Source organism: Agrobacterium sp. CG160-95 (genome assembly GCF_053521725.1).
This window is the reverse complement of the sequence record NZ_JBNWDU010000008.1, coordinates 124,353-151,176: the sequence shown is the minus strand read 5'-3', so window position 1 is coordinate 151,176 and position 26,824 is coordinate 124,353. Positions and strand designations below refer to the sequence as shown.

The following is a 26,824-nucleotide window of genomic DNA, read 5'->3' as shown; positions in this document are numbered from 1 at the left end:
CATTTTTTTCAGTTTGGCCGCCACCGGTGGGCGCGGCTGCGGCAGCGTCGTGTTTATTTTCATTGAATTATCTCCGCCGCGAAGGCTAGTGTGTGATCCGATAGACCGAAACAGATTTCAGGACCGGTGAACCATTTCAGAAGTGTTGCAGCCCCTCTCCCTTTCTTGAACGATGCCCTGCATCGCAACGACCATGCAAACCCGTTCATGAATGACGGACAATGGGCAGGCAATGCCTTTGGCGATCCTCGGGACGCTGAAGAAAAAGTGTTATTTTTCATTACCCTAAGCTGTTCAAATTTCCACAAAAAATGCTGTTGCCACGCCTCCATATCGATGCATAAACTGGCATCAGTAAAGGCAAACCGGATCGACCTCATCAGACCCTCTCCTCCCACCAAGGTGCTGACCGACCAATGATCAATAATCTAAACGCCGCCGATCTTCCCCGTCCCGCCCCGCGCAGTTCCAACCCGGAAATCATGGCAGCGGAAATCATCGAGCGCCTCACCTACCGTATCGGCAAGGACGTAAAAGTTGCCAAGCCGCATGACTGGCTGACCGCGACCATTCTCGTCGTCCGTGACCGCATCATCGACAAGTGGATGGCCTCCACCCGCAAGGCCTATGCCAACAATTCCAAGCGCGTTTATTACCTGTCGCTCGAGTTTCTGATCGGTCGCCTGATGCGCGATGCGATCTCCAATATCGGGCTGATGCACGAAATCAGGGACGCGCTTTCTTCGCTCGGCGTCGATCTCGATGTCATTGCGGGACTTGAACCGGATGCGGCACTTGGCAATGGCGGCCTTGGCCGTCTCGCTGCCTGTTTCATGGAATCGATGGCAACCGTCGATATTCCCGCCTATGGCTACGGCATCCGTTATGTGCACGGCCTTTTCCGCCAGCAGATGGCGGACGGATGGCAGGTGGAATTGCCGGAGACCTGGCTGGCGCACGGCAATCCCTGGGAATTCGAACGCCGCGAAAGCTCGTATGAAATCGGCTTTGGGGGATCGGTGGAAACCATCGGTGGATATGAGGAGCCGCAGCGCTTCGTCTGGAAACCTGCCGAACGCGTCATTGCCATGGCTTACGACACGCCTGTCGTCGGCTGGCGCGGCACCCGCGTCAACACCTTGCGCCTATGGTCGGCGCAGCCTATCGATCCCATTCTGCTTGCCGCCTTCAATGCCGGCGACCACATTGGCGCGCTGCGGGAAAGCAACAAGGCCGAAAGCCTGACGCGCGTTCTCTACCCTGCCGATGCGACCCCGGCCGGCCAGGAATTGCGTTTGCGGCAGGAGTTCTTCTTCTCCTCCGCCTCCCTGCAGGACATTCTGCGCCGTCACCTGCAGCAATATCCGGATTTCACCTCGCTGCCCGACAAGGTTTCGATCCAGCTCAACGACACGCATCCGGCCATTTCCATCTGCGAAATGATGCGCCTGCTATGCGATGTCCACGGCCTTGAATTCGACGAAGCCTGGAAGATCACGCAGGGCACCTTCTCCTACACCAACCACACGCTTTTGCCCGAAGCGCTGGAAAGCTGGCCCGTCCCGCTGCTCGAGCGGCTTTTGCCGAGGCACATGCAGATCGTCTATGCGATCAATGCCAATACGCTGGTCTACGCCCGCAAGGAAAAGAAGATGCCGGATCAGCAGATCCGGTCCATCTCGCTGATCGACGAAAACGGTGAGCGGCGCGTGCGCATGGGCAATCTCGCCTTCATCGGCTCGCATTCCATCAACGGTGTCTCGGCACTTCATACCGAACTGATGAAGGAAACGGTCTTTGCCGACCTGCACAGCCTTTATCCCGAGCGCATCAACAACAAGACCAACGGCATCACCCCGCGCCGCTGGCTGATGCAGTGCAACCCCGGCCTGACCGGATTGATCCGGGAAGCGATCGGCGACGATTTCCTCGACGATGCGGAAAAGCTGACAGCGCTCGACCGCTTCGCCGACGATGCCGGTTTCCGCGAAAAATTTGCCGAAGTGAAGCGTCTGAACAAGGTGCGGCTTGCCAATACGGTGGCGCAACGCATGGGCATCCGTGTCGATCCCTCGGCCATGTTCGACATCCAGATCAAGCGCATCCATGAATATAAGCGCCAGCTTCTGAACCTTATCGAAACGGTGGCGCTTTACGACCAGATCCGTTCTCACCCGGAACTGGATTGGGTACCGCGCGTTAAGTTCTTCGCAGGCAAGGCAGCGCCGAGTTATCACAACGCGAAGCTGATCATAAAACTTGCCAACGATATTGCCCGGGTCATCAACAACGATCCGGCCGTGCGCGGGCTTCTGAAAGTGGTGTTTATTCCGAACTACAACGTCTCGCTTGCGGAAATCATGGTTCCGGCCGCCGATCTGTCCGAACAGATCTCGACGGCTGGCATGGAAGCCTCGGGCACCGGCAACATGAAGTTTGCGCTGAACGGCGCGCTCACCATCGGTACGCTGGATGGTGCGAACGTCGAAATGCTCGAACATGTCGGCGAGGATAACATCGTCATCTTCGGCATGACGGCGGAAGAGGTGTCGAAAGCGCGCGCCGAGGGCCACAACCCCCGCGCGATTATTGAACAGTCGGTGGAACTGTCGCAGGCGCTGTCATCTATCGCCTCTGGCGTATTCTCACCCGACGACCGCTCCCGCTTCGCCGGGCTGATCGACGGCATTTACAACAGCGACTGGTTCATGGTCGCGGCCGACTTCGACGCCTACGCCGAAGCGCAGCGCAAGGTGGATGCGATCTGGAGCGATCCGGAAAGCTGGTATGCGAAAACAGTCCGTAACACGGCGCGTATGGGCTGGTTCTCGTCCGACAGGACGATCCGGCAGTACGCCGCCGATATCTGGAGAGCCTGATGAAAAAACCGCTCAATTCGGCCGAAGAGAAAAAGACTGGCGAAATCACGAAGGCTGAAATCGAGGCGATCAAGAGCGGTTTGCATTCCAACCCCTTTGCACTTCTCGGCGTTCACGAAACGCCGGGAGGTTTTTCTGCACGGTGTTTCATTCCGGGGGCTGAAGAAGTATCTGTCCTCACACTGGACGGATCTTTCGTCGGCGAACTGAAGCAGCTCGATCCGGAGGGTTTCTTCGAAGGCCCGGTCGATCTCACCTCGCGTCAGCCGGTGCGTTATCGCGCCTGTCGCGACGATGCGGAATGGGCAGTGACCGACCCCTACAGCTTTGGTCCGGTTCTTGGACCGATGGACGATTATTTCGTCCGCGAGGGATCGCATCTGCGACTGTTCGACAAGATGGGCGCTCATCCGCTCAAGCTTGAAGGGGTCGAAGGTTTCCACTTCGCCGTCTGGGCTCCCAATGCGCGGCGCGTCTCCGTCGTCGGCGATTTCAACAATTGGGATGGTCGACGGCATGTGATGCGCTTCCGCAAGGATACCGGCATCTGGGAAATTTTCGCACCTGACGTCTATGCCGGCTGCGCCTATAAATTCGAGATTCTCGGCGCAAACGGCGAGCTTCTGCCGCTGAAGGCCGACCCCTATGCACGGCGTGGTGAACTGCGGCCGAAGAACGCCTCCGTCACCGCACCAGAACTGGCGCAGAAATGGGAAGATCAGGCCCACCGGGAACATTGGGCGCAAGTGGACCAGCGCCGGCAGCCGATCAGCATTTACGAGGTGCACGCCGGTTCCTGGCGGCGTCGCGAGGACGGCACCTTCCTCAGCTGGGATGAAATGGCCACCCAGCTCATTCCCTATTGCACGGATATGGGCTTCACCCATATCGAGTTTCTGCCGATCACCGAACATCCCTACGATCCGTCCTGGGGTTACCAGACGACCGGGCTTTATGCCCCGACCGCCCGTTTCGGCGATCCGGAAGGTTTCGCCCGCTTCGTCAACGGCGCCCACAAGGTCGGCATCGGCGTGATCCTCGACTGGGTTCCTGCGCATTTTCCAACCGACGAGCACGGCCTGGGCCTGTTTGACGGGACAGCGCTTTACGAACATGCCGACCCGCGTCAGGGTTTTCATCCCGACTGGAACACGGCCATCTACAATTTCGGGCGTATCGAGGTATTGTCCTACCTCGTCAACAACGCTCTTTATTGGGCCGAAAAATTCCATCTCGATGGATTGCGCGTCGATGCCGTCGCCTCGATGCTCTATCTCGATTATTCCCGCAAGGAAGGCGAGTGGATCCCCAACGAATATGGCGGGCGCGAGAACCTGGAATCCGTCCGCTTCCTGCAGAAGATGAACTCGCTCGTCTACGGCACCCATCCGGGCGTCATGACCATTGCTGAAGAATCCACCTCCTGGCCGAAAGTGTCGCAGCCGGTTCACGAGGGCGGCCTCGGTTTCGGCTTCAAATGGAATATGGGTTTCATGCACGACACGCTGAGCTATTTCTCGCGTGAGCCGGTGCACCGCAAGTTCCACCATCAGGAACTGACATTCGGGCTGCTTTATGCCTTCACCGAAAATTTCGTGCTGCCGCTTTCCCATGACGAAGTAGTGCACGGCAAGGGATCGTTGATCGCCAAGATGTCGGGCGACGACTGGCAGAAATTTGCCAATCTCCGGTCCTATTACGGCTTCATGTGGGGTTATCCCGGCAAGAAGCTGCTGTTCATGGGGCAGGAGTTCGCCCAGTGGAGCGAATGGAGCGAAAAGGGATCGCTCGACTGGAACCTTCGCCAATATCCGATGCATGAGGGTATGCGCCGCCTCGTGCGCGATCTCAACCTCACCTACCGTTCGAAAGCCGCTCTGCACGCCCGTGACTGCGAACCCGAAGGTTTCCAGTGGCTGGTGGTCGATGATCACGAAAACTCGGTCTTCGCCTGGCTGCGCTCGGCGCCCGGCGAAAAACCGGTTGCGGTTATCTGCAATCTGACCCCGGTCTACCGGGAAAACTATTATGTGCCGCTTCCTGTTGCGGGGCGGTGGCGGGAGATTCTCAACACCGATGCCGAAATTTATGGCGGCAGCGGCAAGGGAAATGGCGGACGCGTTCAGGCGGTCAATGCCGGTGGGGAAATCGGGGCGATGCTCGTCCTGCCGCCCTTGGCAACGATCATGCTCGAACCGGAAAACTGACAGACAGAACGGGAGGACAACCATGTCGGAAAAAAGAGTTCAGCCCCTGGCGCGTGATGCAATGGCCTATGTTCTCGCGGGCGGTAGAGGAAGCCGTTTGAAGGAATTGACAGACCGCCGGGCAAAACCAGCGGTTTATTTTGGCGGTAAGGCCCGCATTATCGATTTTGCACTTTCGAACGCGCTGAATTCCGGCATTCGCCGCATTGGCGTAGCCACGCAATACAAGGCTCACTCCCTTATCCGCCACCTGCAACGCGGCTGGGACTTCTTCCGTCCAGAGCGTAACGAAAGCTTCGACATTCTGCCGGCCTCGCAGCGCGTGTCCGAAACGCAATGGTACGAAGGCACCGCCGACGCCGTTTACCAGAACATCGACATTATCGAGCCCTATGCGCCCGAATATATGGTCATTCTGGCCGGCGACCATATTTACAAGATGGACTACGAATACATGCTGCAACAGCATGTCGATTCCGGCGCGGATGTAACGATCGGTTGCCTTGAAGTGCCACGCAAGGAAGCGTCGGGCTTCGGCGTGATGCATGTGAACGAAAAAGACGAGATCATCGACTTCATCGAAAAGCCGGCCGATCCGCCCGGCATTCCCGGCAACGAGAATTTCGCGCTTGCCTCGATGGGGATCTACGTCTTCCACACGAAATTCCTGATGGAAGCGCTGCGTCGCGATGCCGCCGACCCCACCTCCAGCCGCGACTTCGGCAAGGACATCATTCCCTACATTGTCCAGCACGGCAAAGCCGTCGCGCACCGTTTTGCGGACTCCTGCGTGCGTTCGGATTTCGAGCACGGACCGTACTGGCGCGATGTCGGAACCATCGATGCCTATTGGCAGGCCAATATCGACCTGACGGATGTGGTGCCTGACCTCGATATCTATGACAAGTCCTGGCCGATCTGGACCTATGCGGAAATCACTCCGCCGGCGAAATTCGTGCATGACGATGAGGACCGCCGCGGTTCTGCCGTGTCGTCGGTCGTGTCAGGCGATTGCATCATTTCCGGCGCCGCCCTCAACCGTAGCCTTCTGTTCACAGGCGTGCGCGCCAATTCATACTCCCGCCTTGAGAATGCCGTAGTACTGCCGAGTGTAAAGATCGGGCGCCACGCCCAGCTCAGCAACGTCGTCATCGACCATGGAGTGGTCATTCCGGAAGGACTGATTGTAGGAGAAGACCCTGAACTGGATGCCAAACGTTTCCGGCGCACGGAAAACGGCATTTGCCTTATCACCCAATCGATGATCGACAAGCTGGACCTGTAGAGCCCATGAATGTCCTTTCGGTTTCATCCGAAATTTATCCCCTGATCAAGACCGGAGGGCTCGCCGACGTTACCGGCGCCCTCCCCATCGCGCTCGAAGCCTATGGTGTGAGAACGCGCACATTGATACCCGGATATCCGGCGGTGAAAGCCGCCGTGACGGACCCCGTCAAATGTTTTGAGTTCACCGATCTGCTTGGCGAAAAGGCTGATCTGCTCGAAGTCCAACATGAGGGGCTAGACCTTCTGATCCTTGACGCGCCCGCCTATTACGAGCGTTCCGGCGGCCCCTATCTCGGCCAGACCGGCAAGGATTATCCTGATAACTGGAAGCGCTTTGCGGCGCTCTCGCTGGCAGCGGCACGAATCGGCGCCGGTGTGCTTCCCGGCTGGCGGCCGGATATGGTGCACGCCCATGACTGGCAGGCAGCAATGACCCCGGTCTATATGCGTTATGCCGAAACGCCAGAGATTCCGAGCCTTCTCACCATCCATAACATTGCTTTTCAGGGTCAGTTCGGGGCCAATATCTTCAGCAAGCTCGAATTGCCCGCCCACGCCTTCGGCATGGAAGGCATCGAATATTATAACGATGTCAGCTTCCTCAAGGGCGGCTTGCAGACGGCAACCGCGCTCAGCACGGTCAGCCCATCCTATGCGGAAGAAATCCTGACCGCGGAATTCGGCATGGGGCTGCAAGGGGTGATCGGCAGCCGCGCCCATGTGCTGCACGGTATCGTCAACGGCATTGACGCCGATGTCTGGAACCCGGCCACCGACCATCTGATCCACGACAACTATTCCGTCACCAATCTCAAGAACCGCGCGCTGAACAAGAAGGCCGTCGCAGAACATTTCCGCATCGACCAGGATGACAGCCCGCTTTTCTGCGTCATCTCCCGGCTGACCTGGCAGAAGGGCATTGATCTCATGGCGGAAGCCGTGGACGAGATCGTTTCCCTCGGCGGCCGTCTGGTCGTGCTGGGCGCCGGCGATGTGGCATTGGAAGGCGCGCTACTGGCGGCGGCATCCCGCCACCATGGCCGCGTCGGTGTCGCCATCGGTTATAATGAGCCGCTGTCGCATCTGATGCAGGCGGGTTGCGATGCGATCATCATCCCCTCGCGCTTCGAGCCCTGCGGCCTTACCCAGCTTTACGCGCTGCGTTATGGCTGCGTTCCCGTGGTTGCCCGAACCGGCGGCCTTGCCGATACGGTGATCGACGCCAACCATGCCGCCATCGCCAATAAATCGGCGACCGGTGTACAATTCTCACCCGTCACGCTCGACGGTCTGAAACAGGCGATCCGCCGGACCGTGCGTTATTATCACGACCCGAAACTTTGGACACAAATGCAGAAACTCGGAATGAAATCCGATGTTTCCTGGGAAAAAAGCGCTGCGCTCTATGCCGCGCTTTACAGCCAGCTTATTTCGAGAGGCCATTGAAACAATGATCAAGACCGTTCAGACGACACCCTTTCAGGATCAGAAGCCGGGCACATCCGGCCTGCGCAAGAAGGTGCCCGTCTTCGCCCAGGAAAATTATGCCGAAAACTTCATCCAGTCGATCTTCGACTCGCTTGAGGGCTTTCAGGGCCAGACGCTGGTGATTGGCGGCGATGGCCGTTATTACAACCGCGAAGTCATCCAGAAGGCGATCAAGATGGCGGCCGCCGCCGGTTTCGGCAAGGTGCTGGTCGGTCAGGGCGGCATTCTCTCAACCCCCGCCGCCTCCAATATCATCCGCAAATACAAAGCCTTCGGCGGCATCGTGCTTTCCGCCAGCCATAATCCTGGTGGCCCGACCGAAGATTTCGGCATCAAATACAATATCGGCAATGGCGGCCCTGCGCCTGAAAAGATCACCGACGCGATCTATGCCCGCTCGAAGGTCATCGACAGCTACAAGATTTCCGACGCTGCAGACGTCGATCTCGACAAGGTGGGCAGCTTCAAGGTGGATGAACTGACGGTCGACGTCATCGATCCGGTCGCCGATTATGCCGCTTTGATGGAAGAACTGTTCGATTTTGCCGCCATTCGCGCCCTGATTGCCGGCGGCTTCAAGGTTGTCGTCGATTCCATGAGTGCCGTCACCGGCCCCTATGCGGTGGAAATCATCGAAAAGCGTCTCGGCGCGCCGAAGGGCTCGGTCCGCAACGCAACGCCGCTGCCCGATTTCGGCGGCCACCATCCCGACCCCAACCTGGTGCACGCCAAGGAGCTTTATGACGATGTCATGAGCCCGGAAGGTCCTGATTTCGGCGCGGCGTCGGATGGCGACGGCGACCGCAACATGGTGGTCGGCAAGGGCATGTTTGTCACCCCGTCCGACAGCCTGGCGATCATCGCCGCCAATGCGCGGCTCGCGCCCGGTTATGCCGCCGGCATTTCCGGCATCGCCCGTTCCATGCCGACAAGTGCCGCAGCCGACCGCGTCGCAGAAAAACTTGGGCTTGGCATGTACGAGACGCCAACCGGCTGGAAATTTTTCGGCAATCTCATGGATGCCGGCAAGGTTACAATCTGCGGTGAGGAAAGCTTCGGCACCGGCTCCAACCACGTGCGCGAAAAGGATGGCCTGTGGGCCGTGCTCTACTGGCTGAACATTGTCGCCGCCCGCAAGGAAAGCGTGAAGGACATCGTTACCAAGCACTGGGCCGAATATGGGCGCAACTATTATTCCCGCCACGATTATGAGGAAGTGGATTCGGACGCCGCAAACACTCTGGTGGCCATCCTGCGCGAAAAACTCGCAACACTTCCTGGCACCAGCTACGGCAATCTTAAGGTCGCAGCTGCTGATGATTTCGCCTATCTCGACCCGGTCGACCAGTCCGTCAGCAAGAACCAGGGTATCCGCATCCTGTTCGAAGGTGGTTCGCGCATCGTGCTGCGCCTTTCCGGCACGGGCACTGCGGGCGCAACGCTCAGACTTTACGTCGAGCGCTATGAGCCGGATGCGGCCCGTCACGGCATCGAAACGCAGGCGGCGCTTGCCGACCTTATTTCCGTTGCCGATACGATCGCCGGCATCAAGGCCCATACCGGCCGCAACGAACCGACCGTCATCACGTAAGGTTTTGCATTGCACGCACCGTTTCCGGCAACGGGCATAGCGAAAAACTTGGCAGGCGGCCATGAGGCCGCCTGAGGTTACTGACTAACCTCCCCGCCAGACTCGATATCATCATCTTCCGGAGAGAGAGACCATGCAGAAACCAGCCGTTTTCCCCAAAGGCGTAACCCAGACGGAAAACGGAACGGAATTTGCGGTCTATTCCCGGCACGCCTCACAAATCGACCTTTGCCTTTTTGATGCGACGGGCGAAAAAGAGACGGCGCGTTTGCCAATGAGGCGCGATGAGAATGACATTCACCGGCTGACAGTTGCCGAGACCGGCCCCGGTGCGCGATATGGCTACCGCGCCGACGGCATTTATGCCCCCGAACATGGCCTGTGGTTCGACCCCGCAAAACTGCTGCTCGACCCCTATGCCACGGAGATAGACCGGCCATTCCGGCATGATGCCGCGCTTTTGGCCTATGGCGAAGACACGGGCGCGATCATGCCGAAGGCGATCCTGTCGCAATATGAGCAGGTCAGGCGCCAGCCGCCACGCTTTGCCGAAGGCGGGCTGATTTACGAACTCGCGGTTAAATCCTTCACCAAATTGCATCCTGCCGTGCCGGAAGAGCTGAGAGGCACGGTGGCAGCGCTGGCTCATCCTGCCATTATTGCGCATTTGAAAAAAATCGGTGTCGATGCGGTGGAGCTGATGCCGATCACCGCCTGGATCGACGAGCGCCACCTGCCGCCGCTTGGCCTTTCCAATGCATGGGGATACAATCCCGTCGGCTTCATGGCGCTCGATCCGCGCCTCTGCCCCGGCGGAGTGCGGGAGCTGCGCGACACGGTTGCAGCCCTGCACGCGCAAGGCATCGGCGTCATTCTCGATCTGGTTTTCAACCATACGGGTGAAAGCGACAGCGAAGGCTCCATCCTGTCTTTGCGCGGACTGGACAATCTCACCGCTTTCCGTCACCCGGAAGGAAAGCCAGGCGTGCTGGTCAATGACACCGGCACCGGCAACACTGTGGCCTGCGATCATCCCTATGTGCGCCAGCTCATTATCGATTCCCTGAGGCATTTCGTTCTCAATGCCGGTATCGATGGCTTCCGTTTCGATCTCGCGCCCATATTGGGACGAACGGCTAGTGGCTTCGACATGGCCAGCGAAACGCTTGCCGCCATGCACTCTGACCCGGTACTATACGACCGCGTGCTGATCGCCGAACCATGGGATATCGGCCCCGGCGGCTATCAGCTCGGCAATTTTCCGGAGAGCTTTCTGGAATGGAACGACCGCGCCCGCGACGACATGCGCCGGTTCTGGCGCGGCGATGCGGGAACGACCGGGGCGCTGGCCAATGCGCTTTCCGGCTCTTCGCCGATCTTTTCCCGCCGTGGACGTTCGAAAAGCCGCAGCGTCAATTTCCTTGCCGCCCATGACGGTTTTACCCTGTTTGATCTCGTCAGCCACGAACACAAGCACAATGAGAAAAACGGCGAGAACAATCGCGACGGGCATAATGAAAATCATTCCTGGAACAATGGTTTGGAGGGATTGACGGACGATCCTGCCGTCGTGGCCGCGCGCCACGCGGATGTAAAAGCGCTGCTTTCCACGCTCTTCGTCAGTCGCGGCACGTTGATGCTGACCGCCGGCGATGAGGGTGGCCGCAGCCAACATGGCAATAACAATGCCTATTGCCAGGACAACGAGATAACGTGGGTCGACTGGTCGTCGCTCTCCCAGGAGCTGACTGACCACACGGCATTTCTTGCAGCACTTCGCAAACGCTTCGGCGTGTTTTCGCAAACCGAGTTTTTCTCCGGCAACGGCGATGTGACATGGCTTGCCCCCGGCGGAGAACCGATGACGGTCGCGGAATGGGAAAGGCCGGACATGCCGGCTTTCGCCATGGTGCTTGCCACGCCGGACCACGAGACCGAAAACGACGCGGAGCTTGCCGTGCTCATCAACCGCAGCCATGAGATCGTGCCCTTCACCCTGCCGGGCGACGACTGGCAAGCGATCGGCACGGATTTCGGCAATCCGGCCTTCCTCCCTGCCCGCTCGGTAGTGTTTTATCTGCGCGGTTGATCGCTTGGCCCCGGCACCTTTATAAGTTCCGAAAGGCAATCGAGAAGAGGTAACATGGCAAAGGAAATAGCGCTGGCGGAAATGAAAAATTTCGTCGGCACGGAGCTGGGCGTTTCCGACTGGATCACCGTCGACCAGACAATGATCGACGCCTTCGCAAAAGCGACGCTGGACGAACAGTTCATCCACACCGACCCGGAACGCGCCAAGGCGGAAAGCCCCTTTGGCGGCACTATCGCGCATGGGTTCCTGACGCTCTCGCTGCTTTCGGCTCTGAATTACGATGCCCTGCCCCGCATTCGCGAAACGACCATGGGCATCAACTACGGCTTTGACGCCGTCCGCTTCGTCACGCCGGTCAAAAGCGGAGCACGGGTGCGTGGCCGTTTCACTTTGGCCGAGGCGCGGTTTCGCGGCGCCGCCATGCTGGTGACGACCTATGATGTGACGGTGGAGATAGAAAACGAGAAAAAACCGGCGCTCACTGCCCGCTGGACAACCATCACCCAGTTCAACCCCGAGGACAGGCCGCAAGACGCCTGATGGCGAAGTAAATCCCAATTTGAGATCGGAGTGTCTGTGAGATTCGCATATTTGATAGAACCTCCGTTCAACTACAGGAACGAATGCGGCGATGTGACCGGGTGCGATGTGGAGTTGGCGCGAGTCATTCTAGCCATGATCGGTATTCATGACATTGAATTCATCGAAACCGAATTCTCGCAATTGTTGCCTGGGCTGAACGAAAACCTTTGGGATATGACTACTGGCCTCTTCGATACCGCTGAACGCAGAAAGATCGTGACGTTCAGCCATCCCATCTGGGCGTTGCCTGATGGACTGTTGGTGAGGAAGGGCAACCTCAGAGATCTGGACGGATACGCATCGGCAGCAAAAAATCCGGAATGTACGCTGGTCGCGATCCGTGATCAGATCCAACATCGCGCAATTATGGAAGCGGGCGTGCCCGATGACCGCATTCTCATTTGCGAGACCTACGACGAGGCCGCTCAGGCCGTATTGGATGGGCGTGCCGACGCCTATGCCAGCGTGGCCATGGCCCATCTCGGTTTTATGCAGCAAAATCCAGAGCTCGATTTGGAAGTTGTCTCTGTTTTACCGAAAGAGAGACCAGCAGCCTCAGGCGCATTTGCTTTCCGCCAATCCGACCGGGAACTCCAGAGCGCGGTCGATGCGGCGCTTCTTTGTTATATCGGATCAGACGAGCACCGTGTGCTGATGCGCAATTTTGGTTTTGATGATCAAGCCCTCGTCAACGGCGAGGCCAGTCTGGCAAAGTAACGCCGGACTGCGCAAAGGAGACGGCCCAATGCATGATGAAGCCGTAAGAGACGCGTTTCTCGCACAGGCAAGAGCCTGCGACAGCCTCGGTTCGCCCTTTACCGCACGGCTTTGCCGCGCGGTGGCGGCGCGGCTGGATCGCCAGACGGACGTTGGCGAGATGATTTTGTCCTGGCCTGGCAATGTCGGCCCGTCCGGCGATTCCGTCCCACTGCGGCTTGCCGGTGCCCTGCATGCGCTTGTCATCGAGGACAAGATCGCTCCTCTTGTCGATATAGCACCCGAAGACGAGAATGCGCTCTGGCAGGCTTGCGCAAGTGCCTTGCGCTTCCATTCGGGCTTCATCCTCGAAAGACTGAAATCGCCGCCGCAGACCAACGAAGTCCGCCGTTCCGCTGTGCTGCTGCCGGGTTTTCTTTCCATTGCGGAGCTTTTCGGCAAGCCGCTGGTCCTTTCAGAGGTCGGCGCCAGCGCCGGTCTGAACCTGCAATTTGACCGCTACCAGTATCGTCTTGGCGATCTTGCCTGGGGCAGGCAATCCGAAGTGTCCATGTCGCCGGAATGGCGCGGAGACACCCCGCCCGACAAGCGGATAGAGGTCATCGAGCGCGCCGGCTGCGATCTTAACCCACTCGATCCGTCGTCTGCCGAGGACCGGTTGCGGCTGATGTCATATGTCTGGGCCGATCAGACCGACAGGCTGGAGCGCACGGCGGCCGCCCTGCGTATTGCGGTGGAGAACGGCTTGCACGTTGAAAAGGCTGACGCAATTGACTGGCTGCAACGCCGCCTTGCCGCGCAACATTCGGGCGCTGCCCATGTGGTCTACCATTCTGTCGCCTGGCAATATCTGCCCGATGCGCTGAAAGAGGCCGGCGAAACGCTGATCGCCGAGGCTGGAAGCCGTGCCACCCCTGAGGCTCCGCTTGCCCGCCTGCAGATGGAGGCAGATACGACGCCGGGAAGCGCCGCAATCACCCTGCAAATCTGGCCGACCGGTAAGAAACAGGAAATCGGCCGCGCCGATTTCCATGGGCGATGGGTGGAATGGCAGGGGTGGAAAAGCTAGACCGCCACGTCCTGCGCCGCTTCCTGCAACAGGCCGCCGACATATTCGGCGAAGGAGCGCCAGCACTCGACCCGGAACGTATCGTCAGCCACGCGCAGCAGCACCACTTCCGCCTTGCCGAAAACCGTTCGCGAGCAGGCGCCGATCGGGAACTGTGCGATAGACAGATCCTGCGGGCAACCGGCGTTCAGAGCTGCCTCCGCGCCGGGGCCGGAAACGATGACAGCCGTGTTGCGGTGGGAAACGTCGGTCGCCGAAAACATGCCGGGAACGGTGGCGAGCGCCGCCATAAGGTCGCTTTCGCCCTGATCGATCACCAGCCATTCGTCCGGACCAAGCCAGAGAGCGGAGCGCAAACCCGATGTGACAGAGCTTTTCGGGCTGTTGGGCAATAACAGGCCGAGTGCATCCGAGAGGGCCGGCAGTGCGCTTTCCCTTGCGCGCAGCGACAGCCGCGACGCCGAGGCGGCGGGCTTCAGCGAGACGAAGGGCGAACCACCGTGGAAATCCTCGAGTACGGATTTGCGTTTTGCGTGAAGTGTGTCAGCCATTGAGACGGGCTCCTTCCTTGTCGAGGAAGACCATATCGGTCACTTCGACGGCAATTGTTTTATCGGCAAGCGGGATGTAGAGCGTTTCGCCCATGCGCGCCCTGCCATCCGCCACCAGCGCAAAGGCGATGGAGTGGCCGAGATTTTCCGACCAGTAGGCGGAAGTGACATGGCCGAGCATGGTCATGGGTTTCGGCTGGTTTGGATCAGCAACGATCTGGCCACCCTCTTCGGGAACAGTCAGCCGGTCCTTCGTCTTGAGGCCCACAAGCTGCTTTCGACCAGAGCGCATGAGATCCGGGCGTTTCAGACCGCGAATACCGACGAAATCCGTCTTCTTCTTGGAAACGGCCCAGGCAAGCCCGGCATCGTCAGGCGTCACGGTGCCGTCGGTATCCTGTCCGACGATGATGTAACCCTTTTCGGCGCGCAGGATGTGCATGGTCTCGGTGCCATAAAGGCATCCGCCCACCGCTTCGGCCCGTTCACGGATCGCGGTCCAGACGGCAGCGCCGTAATCGGCCGGAACGTTGATTTCGAAACCAAGCTCACCCGTGAATGATACACGGAAGAGACGCGTCGGCACGCCGCAGAAGGTGCCTTCCGCGACCGCCATATGCGGGAAGGCTTCGGGCGAAATATCGATACCCTCGACGAAAGGCGCGATCACCTCGCGCGCTTTCGGTCCCTGCACCGCAATCACCGCCCATTGTTCGGTCGCCGATGTCAGCCAGACATTCAGCTCGGGGAATTCGGTCTGGAGATAATCCTCCATGTGCTGGAGAACGCGCGGTGCGCCGCCCGTCGTCGTCGTCACGTGGAAACGGTCCTCGGAAAGACGACCGACAACACCGTCATCGTAAACGAAACCGTCCTCGCGCGTCATGATGCCATAGCGGCAACGGCCGGGTTTCAGTGTGTCCCAGGCATTTGTGTAGATGAGGTTCAGGAACTTAGCCGCATCGGGGCCGACCACCTCGATCTTGCCGAGCGTGGAGGCATCGAACACGCCGACGCTTGTCCGCACCGTCTTGCATTCGCGGTTGAGCGCCTCGTGCATATCCTCGCCGCCGCGCGGGAAGAACCATGCGCGCTTCCAGTTGCCGACATCCTCGAAAAGGGCGCCTGCCGCAGCCTCTTCGTCATGCATCGGCGTCTTGCGGGTCGGGTCGAACAGCGCACCGCGCGAATGGTTGATGAGCGTGCCGAAGGTGACCGGCGTATAGGGTTGGCGGAAAGTGGTGAGACCGACCTTCGGCAGATCCCGCCCAAGCGCTTCCGAGGCAATGGCAAGGCCATGCATGTTGGACATCTTGCCCTGATCGGACGCCATGCCATTGGTGGTGAAGCGCTTGATGTGCTCGACCGAATGCATGCCTTCACGCACGGCAAGGCGAATGTCCTTGGCGCAGACATCGTGCTGGAAATCGATGAAGGCCTTGACGCCGGTGCCTTCGCCTGCCCCTTCCGCAGCGCCGATCATGCCGCCGGTCCAGGCGCGCGCATTCTCGCCGGAGAATTCCGCTGCACCGCCACCTGCGGCAGCAGCCTCGGCGATCAATGCGGCGAGATCGTCCGTGCCGTTGCAGGCGCCGACTGACACACAATTCTGCACATGGATGTCAGGCAGGAACCGCTGGTTTGCCGCGTCAAACTTCAGCTTGCCGCGCGATTGCGAGAAGAGATGCACCGAAGGCGTCCAGCCCGCCGAAACGACGAGCGCGTCGATGGCAATCTTGCGCTTGTTAGAGCCGCCATTGCGGCCAACGCTCATGGAAGAAACGCGCAGCCGCCCTGACGTATCGTAAACACTGTGACCCGCCAGTACCTCGATGCCCAGCGCCCGCGCCTCGTCCAGCAGCCGCCGATCGGGGTTCTCGCGGCAATCCACGATAGCGGCGATCTTCACACCCGCTTTCTTGAGATCGAATGCCGTCTCATAGGCAGAATCATGGGCTGTGTAGACACCGACATTATTGCCGACGGTCACGCCGTAATGGTTGAGATAGATGCGCGCAGCAGAAGCCAGCATGATGCCGGGACGATCATTATTGGCAAAGACCATGTGCCGCTCGATCGCGCCTGCCGCCAGAACGACTTTCTTGGCGCGGACCTGCCACAGTCTTTCACGTGGCTGGTGTTTGGCCGGCGTGGCGAGGTGATCGGTCACACGCTCGGCCAGCGCCACGAAATTGTGGTTGTAATAACCGAACGCTGTCGTGCGGGTCAGAACACGCACATTGGGCAGCGATTTCAGTTCAGTGAAAACTTTTTGCGCCCAGTCATATCCGGACAGGCCGTCGATGACCGCACCGGTATCAAAACGCAGCGCGCCGCCAACTTCGGCATTCTCATCAACCAGAATGACGCTGGCGCCAGTTTTTGCAGCGGCGAGCGCCGCTGTCAGCCCGGCCACACCGCCACCGGCCACCAGCACGTCGCAATGGGCATAACGGCCGGAATAATGATCCGCATCCGGCTCGGTCGGCGCCTTGCCGAGACCGGCTGCGCGACGGATGATCGGTTCATAAATCTTGTGCCACGCGGCCTTCGGCCACATGAAGGTCTTATAGTAGAAACCAGCCGCAAACATCGGCGACAGGAAATCGTTGATCGCACTGATATCGAAGGACAGCGACGGAAAGCGGTTCTGCGAGGCGATGATGGCGCCGTCGAATACATCCTGCACCGTGGCGCGCACATTCGGCTGTTTGCGCAGGCTGTCACGCGATACGTCGATCAGCGCATTCGGCTCCTCCGGGCCGGCGGAAAGGAAACCACGCGGGCGGTGATATTTGAACGAACGGCCAATCAGATGCACGCCATTCGCCAGAAGTGCGGATGCAACGGTGTCGCCTTCCAGCGCCTGATAGATCTTGCCGTCGAAGGTGAAGCGTGCCGTTCTGGCAGGTGTCAGGCGACCGGCGCCCTTGATACGATAATCGCCGCTCATTGCGCAGCTCCCTTTTGGGCGGAAAGAACCGCGTCGGCATCCGGTTTCGGCTCGCCTGCCTTGTAGGTCATCAGGAATTTGTCGCTGACGGAATCGCGGGCGGCGTTGAAAAAGCGGCCGCAACCGTGAATGTGGCGCCAGCGCTCGAAAACGAGACCTTTGTCATTGTCGCGAATGAAGAAATATTCGGCAAAGGCCTCGTCCGAAATATCGGCAATGTTTTCCGGCCGGGCGATATGGGCTTCGCCCGCCCAGCGAAATTCGAGTTCGGAACGGTCTTCCCGGCAATAAGGGCAATGGATCAGAAGCATCGTGGCTCCACCTTCAAAGAGAACTTTCCGGAAGCATGCTTCCGGCGGGTTGGTCACACAGCCGCTTTCCCATCGCAACGAAGGGGGAAAGCCGCTTCAAGAGCTGCTCGAAATTATCGAATGGTTTCAGCGCCGAGGCCCGACCCATATTGATGATGGCAACCGCCATCATGTCGGTGTCGATCGCGAAGGGCTCGTCCTGCGCACCATTTTCCTTCTCGCCGACGAAATAGACCAGCTTGTCCGCGAGACTCGGCGCGCAGAGCAAAAGGCCTTTTTCCGCCACGAAAGGCCAGTCGCGTTCACCCTGCATTCTCTGGATTTTCTGGCTACGAAAATCCCCCATCTCGGGGATGAGATTGCCCGCCGGCACGACCGCCGCCGCAACACCCATGTTTGCCGAAAGCATAACCGCCGCCAGCATCAGTGCGCCACGGCGGCGGCAGCGGCCTCGTCGATGAGGCGTCCGGTGCGGAAACGATCGAGCGTCAGCCCCGCCGCCAGACGGTGCGGTTCGCCGCGCGCGATGAGATGCGCAAACAGATTGGCCGAGCCCGGTGTCGCCTTGAAACCACCCGTGCCCCAACCGCAATTGACAAAGAGATTTGGCACCGGCGTCACACTCTGAATGGCGGAGCGATCGGGTGTGTTGTCGGTAATGCCGCCCCATTGGCGCATCATCTTGACGCGGCGGAAAATCGGGAACAGCTCGCAGATGGCGTCAAGCGTATGCGTGATGATCTGCAGGCCGCCAGTCTGGGAGTAGGAATTATACTGGTCGGTGCCAGCACCGATGACCAGCTCGCCCTTGTCCGACTGGGAGATATAGGCATGCACCGTATTGGACATGACGACACAGGGGAAGATCGGCTTCAGCGGCTCTGATACCAGCGCCTGCAACGGGTTGGAATGCAGAGGCACACGCACATCCGCCATTTTCATCAGAACGGAGGAGTGACCGGCGGCGGAAACGCCGATTTTCTTTGCGCCAATGAAACCGCGATTGGTCTCGACGCCCGTGACCGCGCCATCAGGTCCGCGCCTGATGGCCGTGACTTCGCAATTCTGGATAATGTGCACGCCGCGATCGGAAGCCGCACGCGCATAGCCCCAGGCCACCGCATCGTGACGCGCCGTGCCGCCGCGCCGCTGGAGGGCAGCACCGTTGATCGGATAACGCGCATTGCCGGAAATCTCGAGTGGCGGGCAATAGGCCTTGGCCTGTTCCGGCGTCAGCCATTCATTGTCGATGCCATAGAGACGGTTGGCATTGATATGGCGCTTGAAGGACTGCTGGTCGTGAATGTTGTGCGACAGCATCATAACGCCGCGCGCCGAATACATGACGTTGTAATTGAGATCCTGGCTCAACCCTTCCCATAATTTCAGGGAATGCTCGTAGATATCCATGCTCTCTTCATAGAGATAATTGGAGCGGATGATGGTGGTGTTGCGGCCGGTATTGCCACCGCCTAGCCAGCCCTTTTCCAGCACCGCTATATTGGTAATGCCGTGTTCCTTGGCAAGATAATAGGCGGCCCCAAGACCGTGGCCGCCGCCACCGATGATGATGACGTCATATTCCTTGCGCGGCTCGGGCGACGCCCATTGCGCATCCCACCCCTTATGACCCCGCAACGCCTCGCGCGCCACGGCAAAAACGGAATATTTGCGCATTCGCAGTCTGCTCCTCAAGAACCGGCCAGAAGCCGAAAGCATAGCTCCGGCACATATTATACACATGGCAAATCGGCATCGGAGGCAATATCCATTTTGCGACGCCGCAATGCTTTTGTTTCGACATTGCAGGCAGAATGCCGGGGTAGCTGGATTTTGGCTGTTGAATATGCGGTACCGTATGGACTTGCTGCAAATGTTCTGATATTGCACGTCACCAATCGCTAGGCTCGACGGCCGAACGAACGATTTTATTTGCGTGCGAATGCCTTTATTCTCACAGCAAGACAACCAAACAAAAGGAACGGGTTTCACGTGCAGGTACTAGTCCGCGACAATAACGTTGATCAGGCGCTTCGCGCTCTCAAGAAAAAGATGCAGCGCGAAGGCATTTTCCGTGAAATGAAAATGCGCGATTATTACGAAAAGCCTTCCCAGAAGCGCGCCCGCGAAAAGGCTGAAGCTGTTCGTCGCGTTCGCAAGCTGGCACGCAAGCGCGCACAGCGCGAAGGTCTGGTTGCAGCTCCGCGCGCAGGCCGTTAATAGGCCGTCTTTTGGACGTTTTTGAATGCTTGTTGGGCGGGGGCGATCAATTCGCCGCCGCTCTTTGTGTTTGTGGCCGGAGAATTATCTTGAGACCGGCCTGCGAGGGAACCCCCACCGAATGACCGCTGTTGATGCCTGTGTTGTGAAAAACTCCGATGCCTCCACGCGCCGGGTGCTCCTGAAAAACAACAAGAGATTCCGTGTTTCCCTTGTCGTCTGTACCGTCCTTGCCGGTCTTTCCGGCTGCGCTACGTCCAACCAGACTGACGATGTCTTCAGGATCGACCGTGCCCAGGGCTCGCAGGAAAACATTGCCTCGCTCACCTCGGTCATCAACGCCAATCCGCAGGATCCGGAAGGCTATAACGTTCGTGGCTCCGCTTACGGCCGCGCCGGCGATTCGCGCCGCGCCATCGAGGATTTCAACAAGGCGCTGCAACTGAACCCGCGCTTTTATCAGGCCTATGCCAACCGCGCGCTCGTGTATCGCAATTCCGGCCAGCAGCAGCAGGCCTTGCAGGATTACAACGCCGCTTTGCAGATCAATGCGAGCTATGACGTAGCCCTGATCGGCCGTGGCAATCTTTACCGCCAGTCCGGCCGCGTCAACGAAGCTTTCAACGACTTCTCCCGCGCCATCGAACTCGAAACCACCGATGGCCGCGCGTGGCACAATCGTGGCCTGATCTACCAGCTGCGCAACCAGCATGCCCAAGCGATCGAGGACTTCTCCAAGGCCATCTCGCTGTCCTCAACCTCGCCGGAACCCTATAACGGCCGTGGCCTTTCCTATGTCGCGCTGAACGACGACGAAAACGCTTTCGCCGATTTCAACCACGCCATTTCGCTTGATGGCAACGTCGCAGAATCATGGGCCAACCAGGCACTGGTCTATGAGCGCCGCGGCGAGATGGCGAAAGCCGCAAAGTCCTATTCGCATGCGGCACGGCTTGATCCGAAATATAAGCCCGCGCTCGACGGCATTGCCCGCACGCGCGGTGCCGGCGCATCCTGATCAAAAACAGATATGAACAGAAAAGCCGGCGGTGCGACACCTGCCGGCTTTTTTTTGGGAAACGCTTAAAGCCTCAATGGCTGTCGCGGCGCGCCTCGGGCGTGGCATCCCCCGCCCACAACTCCGCCTGCACCGCATTTTGAAACTCCATGACCTCGCGCCGCATGGCGGCGTCCTCATAGCCGAGGCCCGTCAGATAGGCGGCCAGTTCACGGCACTCCTTGCGCCAGAAATCATTCGCCTCCACACCATGCAGCCGGTCGAGCATGGTTGCGCACCGTTTTACGTTGGCAATACGGTTCTTTGCCGGAAAGGCGATTACTTCCGAATTCGTCGTCACGCGGGCACCTTGCTCTTCGAGGAATCAATACCGACTTTTTAAAGGCTGGATGGTTAACGAAGTCTGCTACGCAGGAGAGAAGGCCGCTAACGCCTTGCAGGGACGGGTTCTGCAGCCTGTCAGACGAAAGAATCTGCGCTGCCGGAGGACACCGATTCGGGCAAATCGCCGATTACCAAGGAATTTACCAATCAAGATTACCGAAATTTCATGCCGTGGGAGATAGAAGAAGTATATGTGTGTTGAAACAACACCGGTCTCATCGTATATTCTTGCAAAGAAAAAAAATGCCGCAGCGCAGCCAAAAACGGAGAAATCGTTCTCGGGAGGAGAGCACCATGTATGCACCTCGTGTATTTTTCAGCATGATTGGTGCATTGCTTGCCTTTGCGGTCGCTACATATTTCATCCACGGGTCGTTCTATACGGCATTCATCCAGACCCTCATCTGCGCCGTCATTCTGCAAACCGGTTATTTTATTGCACTCCTGGTTCTGGTCGCCCGGGAGAAACGGCGGATGCGCGAAACCTTCGCGCTTGATCGCAGCGCCGAGATCATGACGCCGGACACGGTAAGCAGCGCCCCGCCACATGGCGCGAAACTGACCGATATGTGACCTCTCACGCACATTCTTTTATTGCGCCGCAAAAAAATCACTTGCATCCACACCCCTGACACTTTCTGCTGACCAAATCCTGACGGTTCGTCACAGCAGAAGGACAACACATGGTGAGCGGTTCACAGCCCATTTGCGTCATCATCGCTGCGAAAAATGCATCCGATACGATAGATATCGCCATCCGCTCCGCCCTTGTGGAGCCGGAGGTCGCCGAAGTCATGGTGATCGACGATGGCTCCACCGATACGACCAGCGATGTCGCACATGCGGCGGATGACGGTACCGGCCGTTTGCGGGTCGTGCGATTCGACGTCAATCGTGGCCCTTCGGCCGCCCGCAACCATGCGATCTCGATTTCATCCGCACCGCTCATCAGCATTCTCGACGCGGACGACTTTTTTTTCAAAGGCCGTTTTGCCGCCATGCTGGAAAATGACGACTGGGATCTGGTGGCCGACAATATCGCCTTCATCCAGCAATCGGTTCCGGGCGCGTCGTCCATGCAGCCGGCCCGCTTCGAACCACAGGCCCGGTTTCTGTCGCTGACGGAGTTCGTGGAAGGCAATATTTCCAGACCCGGCGTGGAACGCGGGGAAACCGGCTTTCTGAAACCGGTGATCCGCCGCGCCTTTCTGGACAACCATGCGTTGCGGTACGACGAGCGTCTGCGTCTCGGCGAAGACTACGAACTTTATACCCGCGCGCTTGCCGCCGGTGCCCGTTACAAGGTCATCCGTCATTGCGGTTATGGGGCGATTGTCCGCGGCAATTCGTTGAGCGGCCGTCACAGCACGGAAGATCTTCGCCGTCTATACGAAGCGGACAAGGATATTCTCACCAGCTGCAAGCTGTCGGCCAGCGAGACGGCGATCCTGCTCGAGCACGAAAAACACATCCGCGCGAAATTCGAGCTTCGCCATTTTCTCGATGCGAAAAAGCAGAAAGGGATGGGCGGCGCTTTGAGCCACGCTCTTGCGCGTCTGCCTGCCCTGCCGGCCATCACGCGCGGCATCTGGACCGACAAGACCGCCCGTTTTCGCAAACCGGCGCCGGTTCGGGATATTCGTTATCTGCTGGACGGCACGCCGGTTTCCTGAGGGAAAACCTCCAGCCGCGAGGATGATGGCAAGTTCGATATTCTCTCATTCTTCGTGCCGGACTAGATCCGACATCCAGTCATGGCGCGTCTGCGCCATGAAGAGAGTCTTTTGCGATCAAGGACTTGAGCGCGCTGGACCCCGGACCCAGGCCGGGGTGACTGTGTCCGAAATTGCTGAGGCAACCCGCCTTCAGAGATAATCACGTTTGACCGTTTCCAGAACAGCGGAAAAACGCTCCTTGCGTTCCTCCAGCCTGCCATCCGGGCTGAGACGCGGTTCGGCACGGCTTGCCTGCCACAGCGCCAGCGTGGAAGGTGCTGCCAGCACCTGCTTGGCCAGTTTGCGCAGCGACAGGGATTGGCTTGCCTGCGGCCGCACCAGCACATCGCCCTCAAGCGCCGGACCGGATCCCGCCTCGGCAATGACGGGGGCTGGCGGCGGCGGGAAGCTCATACCCCAGAAACGCGACCCCTTTTTCGCCGCCTCGGCGCGGGTGGAGACTGGCACGTAACGCGGCTGATACTCCACACCGACCGTGCCTGCCCAATCGCTCCACTTGAAACTGTTGATCGAGGGAGATGTGCTCACCGCCACCCATGGCACGCGGAACGCATCGGCAAGAATGGCGCCATGCATGGATTCGGCCACGATAAATTCAGATTGGGCGATGGCGCGGATGACCGACATCGCCTCGCCGCGCGGATCGAGATAGGTCAGTCCCGCCGGTTCGCAAACCGTTTCCCACATGCCGAATTCCGCCGATTCCCAATGGGGAACGAAGGTTTTCTTGTAGAGTTTCGGCAGGCCTTTGAACTCTGGCATCTCGGTCACCATCACGGCGGGATCGACAATGCCCTTTTCGGGAGAAAGTCCCAATTTGGCTGCGGTTTTTTCGCCGCGCACGCAGCGAATGTCCCAAAATCCGGTGCTTGTATCCGGCACCGCGCCGTAGCCATAACCGCTGCCGATCACAAGCTTGCGCTGCTTTGCGGGCAACAATGTATCATTGAGAACCGTGCCGACACCGACGAGCATCACATCGTCATGCACGTCCCGCAGCCCGGGCAGCAGAAAGTCCCACAGCCACAGATTGAGATCGTCGCCAAAATTTCCGTGATGCGATTCCCAGTGGTAAGGTTTCATGAAGTCACTCCTGGGTGAAAAACATATAAATTCTTGCAGGCAAGAATTCGATCATCTTGTCCGCACTATTTTGCCTGCGCCGAGCTCAAAAGCCGCTCGCAGGAGTGCCGGATCGCGCATCGCCCACTTCAGCAGCAGTCCGAATTCGGGCACCTTGCGCCGTTTCAGATTGCCGGCCTGGCTCCAGAGCGCCTGTTTGCGCGCCGTATTTTTATAGGAAGCGATCGAGGCCACATCGTCCGGCCGCCGCGAAAATCGCCCCTCCAGCGTATCGAGCGCAACCCAGGTATTGAACTGCTGGCGCAGGAATTCCGGCGAGGTATTGTCGATGCTGTGGAAGATATTGACGCCCATTCCGCGCATGGCACCGGCATCGTCACACAGAAGCGTGCGCTTGGATGCGAGGATGGAATCGCAGAAAAACAGCACATCTTCCGCCGCAAGCCGGAGCGCCGGATCGAAGCGTATCTTTTCAAAAAGCGGGCGGCCGATCACCATGCAGGAGAGATGCAAGAAGCTCCAGTTGCGCAGCATCACGCTCGCCAGATCCGGCAGCTCGATCACCAGAGGCCGCTCGGAAAGCCTTGCGGCGCCCTCGTTCTTCTCCAGCTCGGAAATGGCGAAATGATAATAAAATTCGTCACTTGCCTGCATGGATGCCCAATAGCACTCACCGCCAAATGTCTTCAGCGCGAAGGCCGCATTCTGGAGATGATCGGGCGTCCAGATGTCGTCCGAGTCAAGAAATGCGACGTAATCGCTGCCAGCAGGAACGTGGTCGAGACCGGTATTGCGCGCACCACCCGGCCCGCCATTGGCCTGCTTAATGACGAGAATCCGCTCTTTCTGCGCTTGCGAAAGTTCTGCAAGCTCATTGTCTATCGGATATGGCGATTCGTCATCGACGATGACAAGATCGAAATCCTGGTAAGTCTGCGCAAAAACCGATGCGAGCGCACGTCCAAGAATTCCGTGCTGCTTTTGGTAATAGGGAATGACGACAGTAAATCTTGCCATTGTTTCGCCCCTTGCGTTGATCAAGAAGTGTCGGGCCCGATCCTAAAAGCGGCCCCGATGGTATCGGCAACTCCCCACCGGCGTTCCTCCCCGCCGGCCTCCAGAAACAGGATGCTTGTATGCCCCCAGCTCCAAATGTAAAGACCATCACCACGAATGTCGGCTGGAGCGTCTTGTCTAAGACAGGGACATTCGGGCTTAAATTTGTCACCGTTCCCATTCTTGCACGACTGCTGACACCGGAAGAATTTGGTGTGGTTGCAGTCGGCTTAACGGTTGTACAATTCCTGACCATGATTGCCGGAGCGGGGCTCACCTCGGCGCTGATCGTCGAGAAAGAAGAGGATATGGATACAATCCATACCGTTTTCTGGGCAAATCTGGCAATTTCCTGCACCATGGCCGCCGCGCTCTACATTTTCGCGGAGTTCTTCGGTGGGCTTCTGGGTGCGGTGGAAAGTGCCTATCTGCTGCGTATCATGGCCTTTCTCATTCCGTTGCAACTTGCGGGTGATGTCGCCTATTCACTGCTAGCCCGGCGCATGAACTTCAGTCAGGACGCGCTGTGGAGCATGGCGTCTGAAAGCATCGCGGCGGTTGTCGCCGTGGCTATGGCGCTTCTCGGCTTCGGCGTCTGGGCGCTCATCATCCAGCTTTTCGCCGCCGCACTCATCAGGCTTGTCGGGCTATATGCCGTTTCCCGCTATTGCCCGCGTTTCGTCATGAAACCGCACCGTCTGGTGCCGCTTCTCGGTTTCAGCTCCGGCCTGATGGGATCGGAAATCGCCAATTTCGTCACCTTCCAGTCGCCGATGGTGGTGATCGCCCGGCATCTCGGCCTTGCCGATGCGGGCGCCTATTCCGCCTCCAACCGTTTTGCCAGCATTCCCAATCAGGTCGTCCTGTCGGCCGTCATGGGCGTGCTGTTTCCCGCCTTCAGCCGTATGATGGACGATCCGCAGCGCCGGCGTGATGCCTTGATGTTCAGCACGCAGGTTCTGACCGTGCTGCTTGCGCCGATGATGTTCGGCCTCTGGGCGGTGGCCGAACCGGCCATGCTGGTAATTTTCGGGCAGAACTGGGCTTATGCTTGGCCGGTTCTCGGTCTCCTTGCCCTCTCGAAAGCCATTCTGACCCCATGCAGCACCTTTATCCCCTATCTCAAGGGTGCCGGCTATGGGCGTGTGCTGTTCTGGTCGGCCACGATCCGCGCCATCGTCACCACGGTTGCCGTCTGGGCTGCAGCCGTCTACGGCAGCCTGATCGACGCGATGATTTGGCTCTGCATCGTCAATGCGGTGACGCTGGTTGCCTACTCATGGGCCGTCTTCAAGGCAAGCGATACACCCTTTTTCAGCGGCCTCTATGTCAGCAGCAGACCGATGATTGCAGCGCTGGTCATGGCCGTTTCGGTGCGTTACCTGCTTCACGTCCTTGCCGAACGCATCCCCAACGCAACGCTTCAGGTCCTCGTTGGCGCCGCAGTCGGCGGTATCATCTATGCGGTGCTGATTTTGCTGACGGAACGCGCCCTGCTTGGAAAAATCCTCGGGATGGTCAAATCGCGGCGAATGCGTGAAAACGCAACCCAAGGTTAGCGGCTCGTCACTGAAAGCGCCTCATTTCGGCCGTTAACAGG

The 26,824-nt window shown here is 58.7% G+C and carries 22 protein-coding genes; 14 read left to right on the top strand and 8 right to left on the bottom strand.

Annotated features, from left to right (window positions below):
* The first annotated feature begins 416 nt into the window (after window positions 1-416).
* The 9 genes from ACQZ63_RS23545 to ACQZ63_RS23505 all read left to right on the top strand — a co-directional run bounded on the left by ACQZ63_RS23545 (window position 417) and on the right by ACQZ63_RS23505 (window position 13,912).
* The gene (locus ACQZ63_RS23545) at window positions 417-2,879 is read left to right on the top strand and encodes a glycogen/starch/alpha-glucan phosphorylase (RefSeq protein WP_004431815.1); all 2,463 of its coding nucleotides are present in this window, start codon (window positions 417-419) and stop codon (window positions 2,877-2,879) included.
* Complete coding sequence (gene glgB, locus ACQZ63_RS23540) at window positions 2,879-5,086, top strand: 1,4-alpha-glucan branching protein GlgB (RefSeq protein ID WP_019566535.1); 2,208 nt, start codon at window positions 2,879-2,881, stop codon at window positions 5,084-5,086. Before ACQZ63_RS23545 ends, glgB begins: the two co-directional genes overlap by 1 nt.
* Window positions 5,087-5,108: 22 nt before the next feature.
* Window positions 5,109-6,371, top strand: coding sequence for a glucose-1-phosphate adenylyltransferase (glgC, locus tag ACQZ63_RS23535; protein WP_004431809.1), 1,263 nt, complete (start codon window positions 5,109-5,111; stop codon window positions 6,369-6,371).
* A gap of 5 nt (window positions 6,372-6,376) precedes the next feature.
* Window positions 6,377-7,819: a glycogen synthase GlgA gene (gene glgA, locus ACQZ63_RS23530; RefSeq protein WP_065663242.1), complete on the top strand. Its 1,443-nt coding sequence runs from the start codon at window positions 6,377-6,379 to the stop codon at window positions 7,817-7,819.
* A 4-nt stretch (window positions 7,820-7,823) separates the two neighbouring features.
* Entirely contained in the window at window positions 7,824-9,452 is a 1,629-nt protein-coding gene (locus tag ACQZ63_RS23525; RefSeq protein WP_004431805.1) for an alpha-D-glucose phosphate-specific phosphoglucomutase, read from the top strand.
* A gap of 133 nt (window positions 9,453-9,585) precedes the next feature.
* Window positions 9,586-11,541 (top strand): glycogen debranching protein GlgX, encoded by a 1,956-nt coding sequence (glgX, locus tag ACQZ63_RS23520; protein ID WP_065658715.1) that lies wholly within the window; start codon window positions 9,586-9,588, stop codon window positions 11,539-11,541.
* A gap of 54 nt (window positions 11,542-11,595) precedes the next feature.
* Window positions 11,596-12,084, top strand: coding sequence for a MaoC family dehydratase (locus ACQZ63_RS23515; RefSeq protein ID WP_004431798.1), 489 nt, complete (start codon window positions 11,596-11,598; stop codon window positions 12,082-12,084).
* A 30-nt stretch (window positions 12,085-12,114) separates the two neighbouring features.
* On the top strand, window positions 12,115-12,843 hold the full coding sequence (locus ACQZ63_RS23510; protein WP_323131715.1) for a transporter substrate-binding domain-containing protein: 729 nt from the start codon (window positions 12,115-12,117) through the stop codon (window positions 12,841-12,843).
* A gap of 28 nt (window positions 12,844-12,871) precedes the next feature.
* Window positions 12,872-13,912 carry a DUF2332 domain-containing protein gene (locus tag ACQZ63_RS23505; RefSeq protein ID WP_065658717.1) on the top strand — a complete coding sequence of 347 codons (1,041 nt, stop codon included), beginning with the start codon at window positions 12,872-12,874 and terminating at the stop codon, window positions 13,910-13,912.
* Here ACQZ63_RS23505 and ACQZ63_RS23500 read toward each other — a convergent pair.
* From ACQZ63_RS23500 to ACQZ63_RS23480, 5 genes are read right to left on the bottom strand one after another with little or no spacing between them, the layout of a single operon-like run.
* Window positions 13,909-14,463: a sarcosine oxidase subunit gamma gene (locus ACQZ63_RS23500; protein ID WP_065658718.1), complete on the bottom strand. Its 555-nt coding sequence runs from the start codon at window positions 14,461-14,463 to the stop codon at window positions 13,909-13,911. The two genes, ACQZ63_RS23505 and ACQZ63_RS23500, sit on opposite strands and share 4 nt — an antisense overlap.
* On the bottom strand, window positions 14,456-17,416 hold the full coding sequence (locus tag ACQZ63_RS23495; RefSeq protein WP_013762066.1) for a sarcosine oxidase subunit alpha: 2,961 nt from the start codon (window positions 17,414-17,416) through the stop codon (window positions 14,456-14,458). Before ACQZ63_RS23495 ends, ACQZ63_RS23500 begins: the two co-directional genes overlap by 8 nt.
* Complete coding sequence (locus ACQZ63_RS23490; protein WP_004431787.1) at window positions 17,413-17,727, bottom strand: sarcosine oxidase subunit delta; 315 nt, start codon at window positions 17,725-17,727, stop codon at window positions 17,413-17,415. Before ACQZ63_RS23490 ends, ACQZ63_RS23495 begins: the two co-directional genes overlap by 4 nt.
* Window positions 17,728-17,740: 13 nt before the next feature.
* Window positions 17,741-18,151 (bottom strand): hypothetical protein, encoded by a 411-nt coding sequence (locus tag ACQZ63_RS23485; protein WP_004431784.1) that lies wholly within the window; start codon window positions 18,149-18,151, stop codon window positions 17,741-17,743.
* On the bottom strand, window positions 18,151-19,404 hold the full coding sequence (locus tag ACQZ63_RS23480) for a sarcosine oxidase subunit beta family protein (protein ID WP_004431781.1): 1,254 nt from the start codon (window positions 19,402-19,404) through the stop codon (window positions 18,151-18,153). Before ACQZ63_RS23480 ends, ACQZ63_RS23485 begins: the two co-directional genes overlap by 1 nt.
* 315 nt (window positions 19,405-19,719) lie before the next feature.
* Here ACQZ63_RS23480 and rpsU point away from each other — a divergent pair, with 315 nt between their 5' ends.
* Both rpsU and ACQZ63_RS23470 read left to right on the top strand, forming a co-directional pair.
* Complete coding sequence (gene rpsU, locus ACQZ63_RS23475) at window positions 19,720-19,947, top strand: 30S ribosomal protein S21 (RefSeq protein WP_003498359.1); 228 nt, start codon at window positions 19,720-19,722, stop codon at window positions 19,945-19,947.
* Window positions 19,948-20,068: 121 nt separating this feature from the next.
* Window positions 20,069-20,965, top strand: a complete 897-nt coding sequence (locus tag ACQZ63_RS23470) for a tetratricopeptide repeat protein (RefSeq protein ID WP_004431770.1) — start codon at window positions 20,069-20,071, stop codon at window positions 20,963-20,965.
* 73 nt (window positions 20,966-21,038) lie between these two features.
* Here the strand turns inward: ACQZ63_RS23470 and ACQZ63_RS23465 are convergent, their stop codons facing one another.
* Window positions 21,039-21,305 (bottom strand): DUF6074 family protein, encoded by a 267-nt coding sequence (locus tag ACQZ63_RS23465; protein WP_448799411.1) that lies wholly within the window; start codon window positions 21,303-21,305, stop codon window positions 21,039-21,041.
* Between the two features lie 338 nt (window positions 21,306-21,643).
* Between ACQZ63_RS23465 and ACQZ63_RS23460 the strand changes: the two genes are divergently transcribed.
* Entirely contained in the window at window positions 21,644-21,922 is a 279-nt protein-coding gene (locus ACQZ63_RS23460) for an exopolysaccharide production repressor protein (protein WP_019566541.1), read from the top strand.
* A gap of 110 nt (window positions 21,923-22,032) precedes the next feature.
* The gene (locus ACQZ63_RS23455; RefSeq protein ID WP_448799410.1) at window positions 22,033-23,022 is read left to right on the top strand and encodes a glycosyltransferase family 2 protein; all 990 of its coding nucleotides are present in this window, start codon (window positions 22,033-22,035) and stop codon (window positions 23,020-23,022) included.
* 192 nt (window positions 23,023-23,214) lie between these two features.
* Here the strand turns inward: ACQZ63_RS23455 and ACQZ63_RS23450 are convergent, their stop codons facing one another.
* Together ACQZ63_RS23450 and ACQZ63_RS23445 are read right to left on the bottom strand one after the other, a co-directional pair.
* Complete coding sequence (locus ACQZ63_RS23450; protein ID WP_111802033.1) at window positions 23,215-24,168, bottom strand: polysaccharide pyruvyl transferase family protein; 954 nt, start codon at window positions 24,166-24,168, stop codon at window positions 23,215-23,217.
* A 51-nt stretch (window positions 24,169-24,219) separates the two neighbouring features.
* Window positions 24,220-25,185, bottom strand: a complete 966-nt coding sequence (locus tag ACQZ63_RS23445) for a glycosyltransferase family 2 protein (RefSeq protein ID WP_004431756.1) — start codon at window positions 25,183-25,185, stop codon at window positions 24,220-24,222.
* A 119-nt stretch (window positions 25,186-25,304) separates the two neighbouring features.
* Between ACQZ63_RS23445 and ACQZ63_RS23440 the strand changes: the two genes are divergently transcribed.
* Window positions 25,305-26,783, top strand: a complete 1,479-nt coding sequence (locus ACQZ63_RS23440) for a lipopolysaccharide biosynthesis protein (protein WP_111802034.1) — start codon at window positions 25,305-25,307, stop codon at window positions 26,781-26,783.
* The last annotated feature ends 41 nt before the right edge of the window (window positions 26,784-26,824 follow it).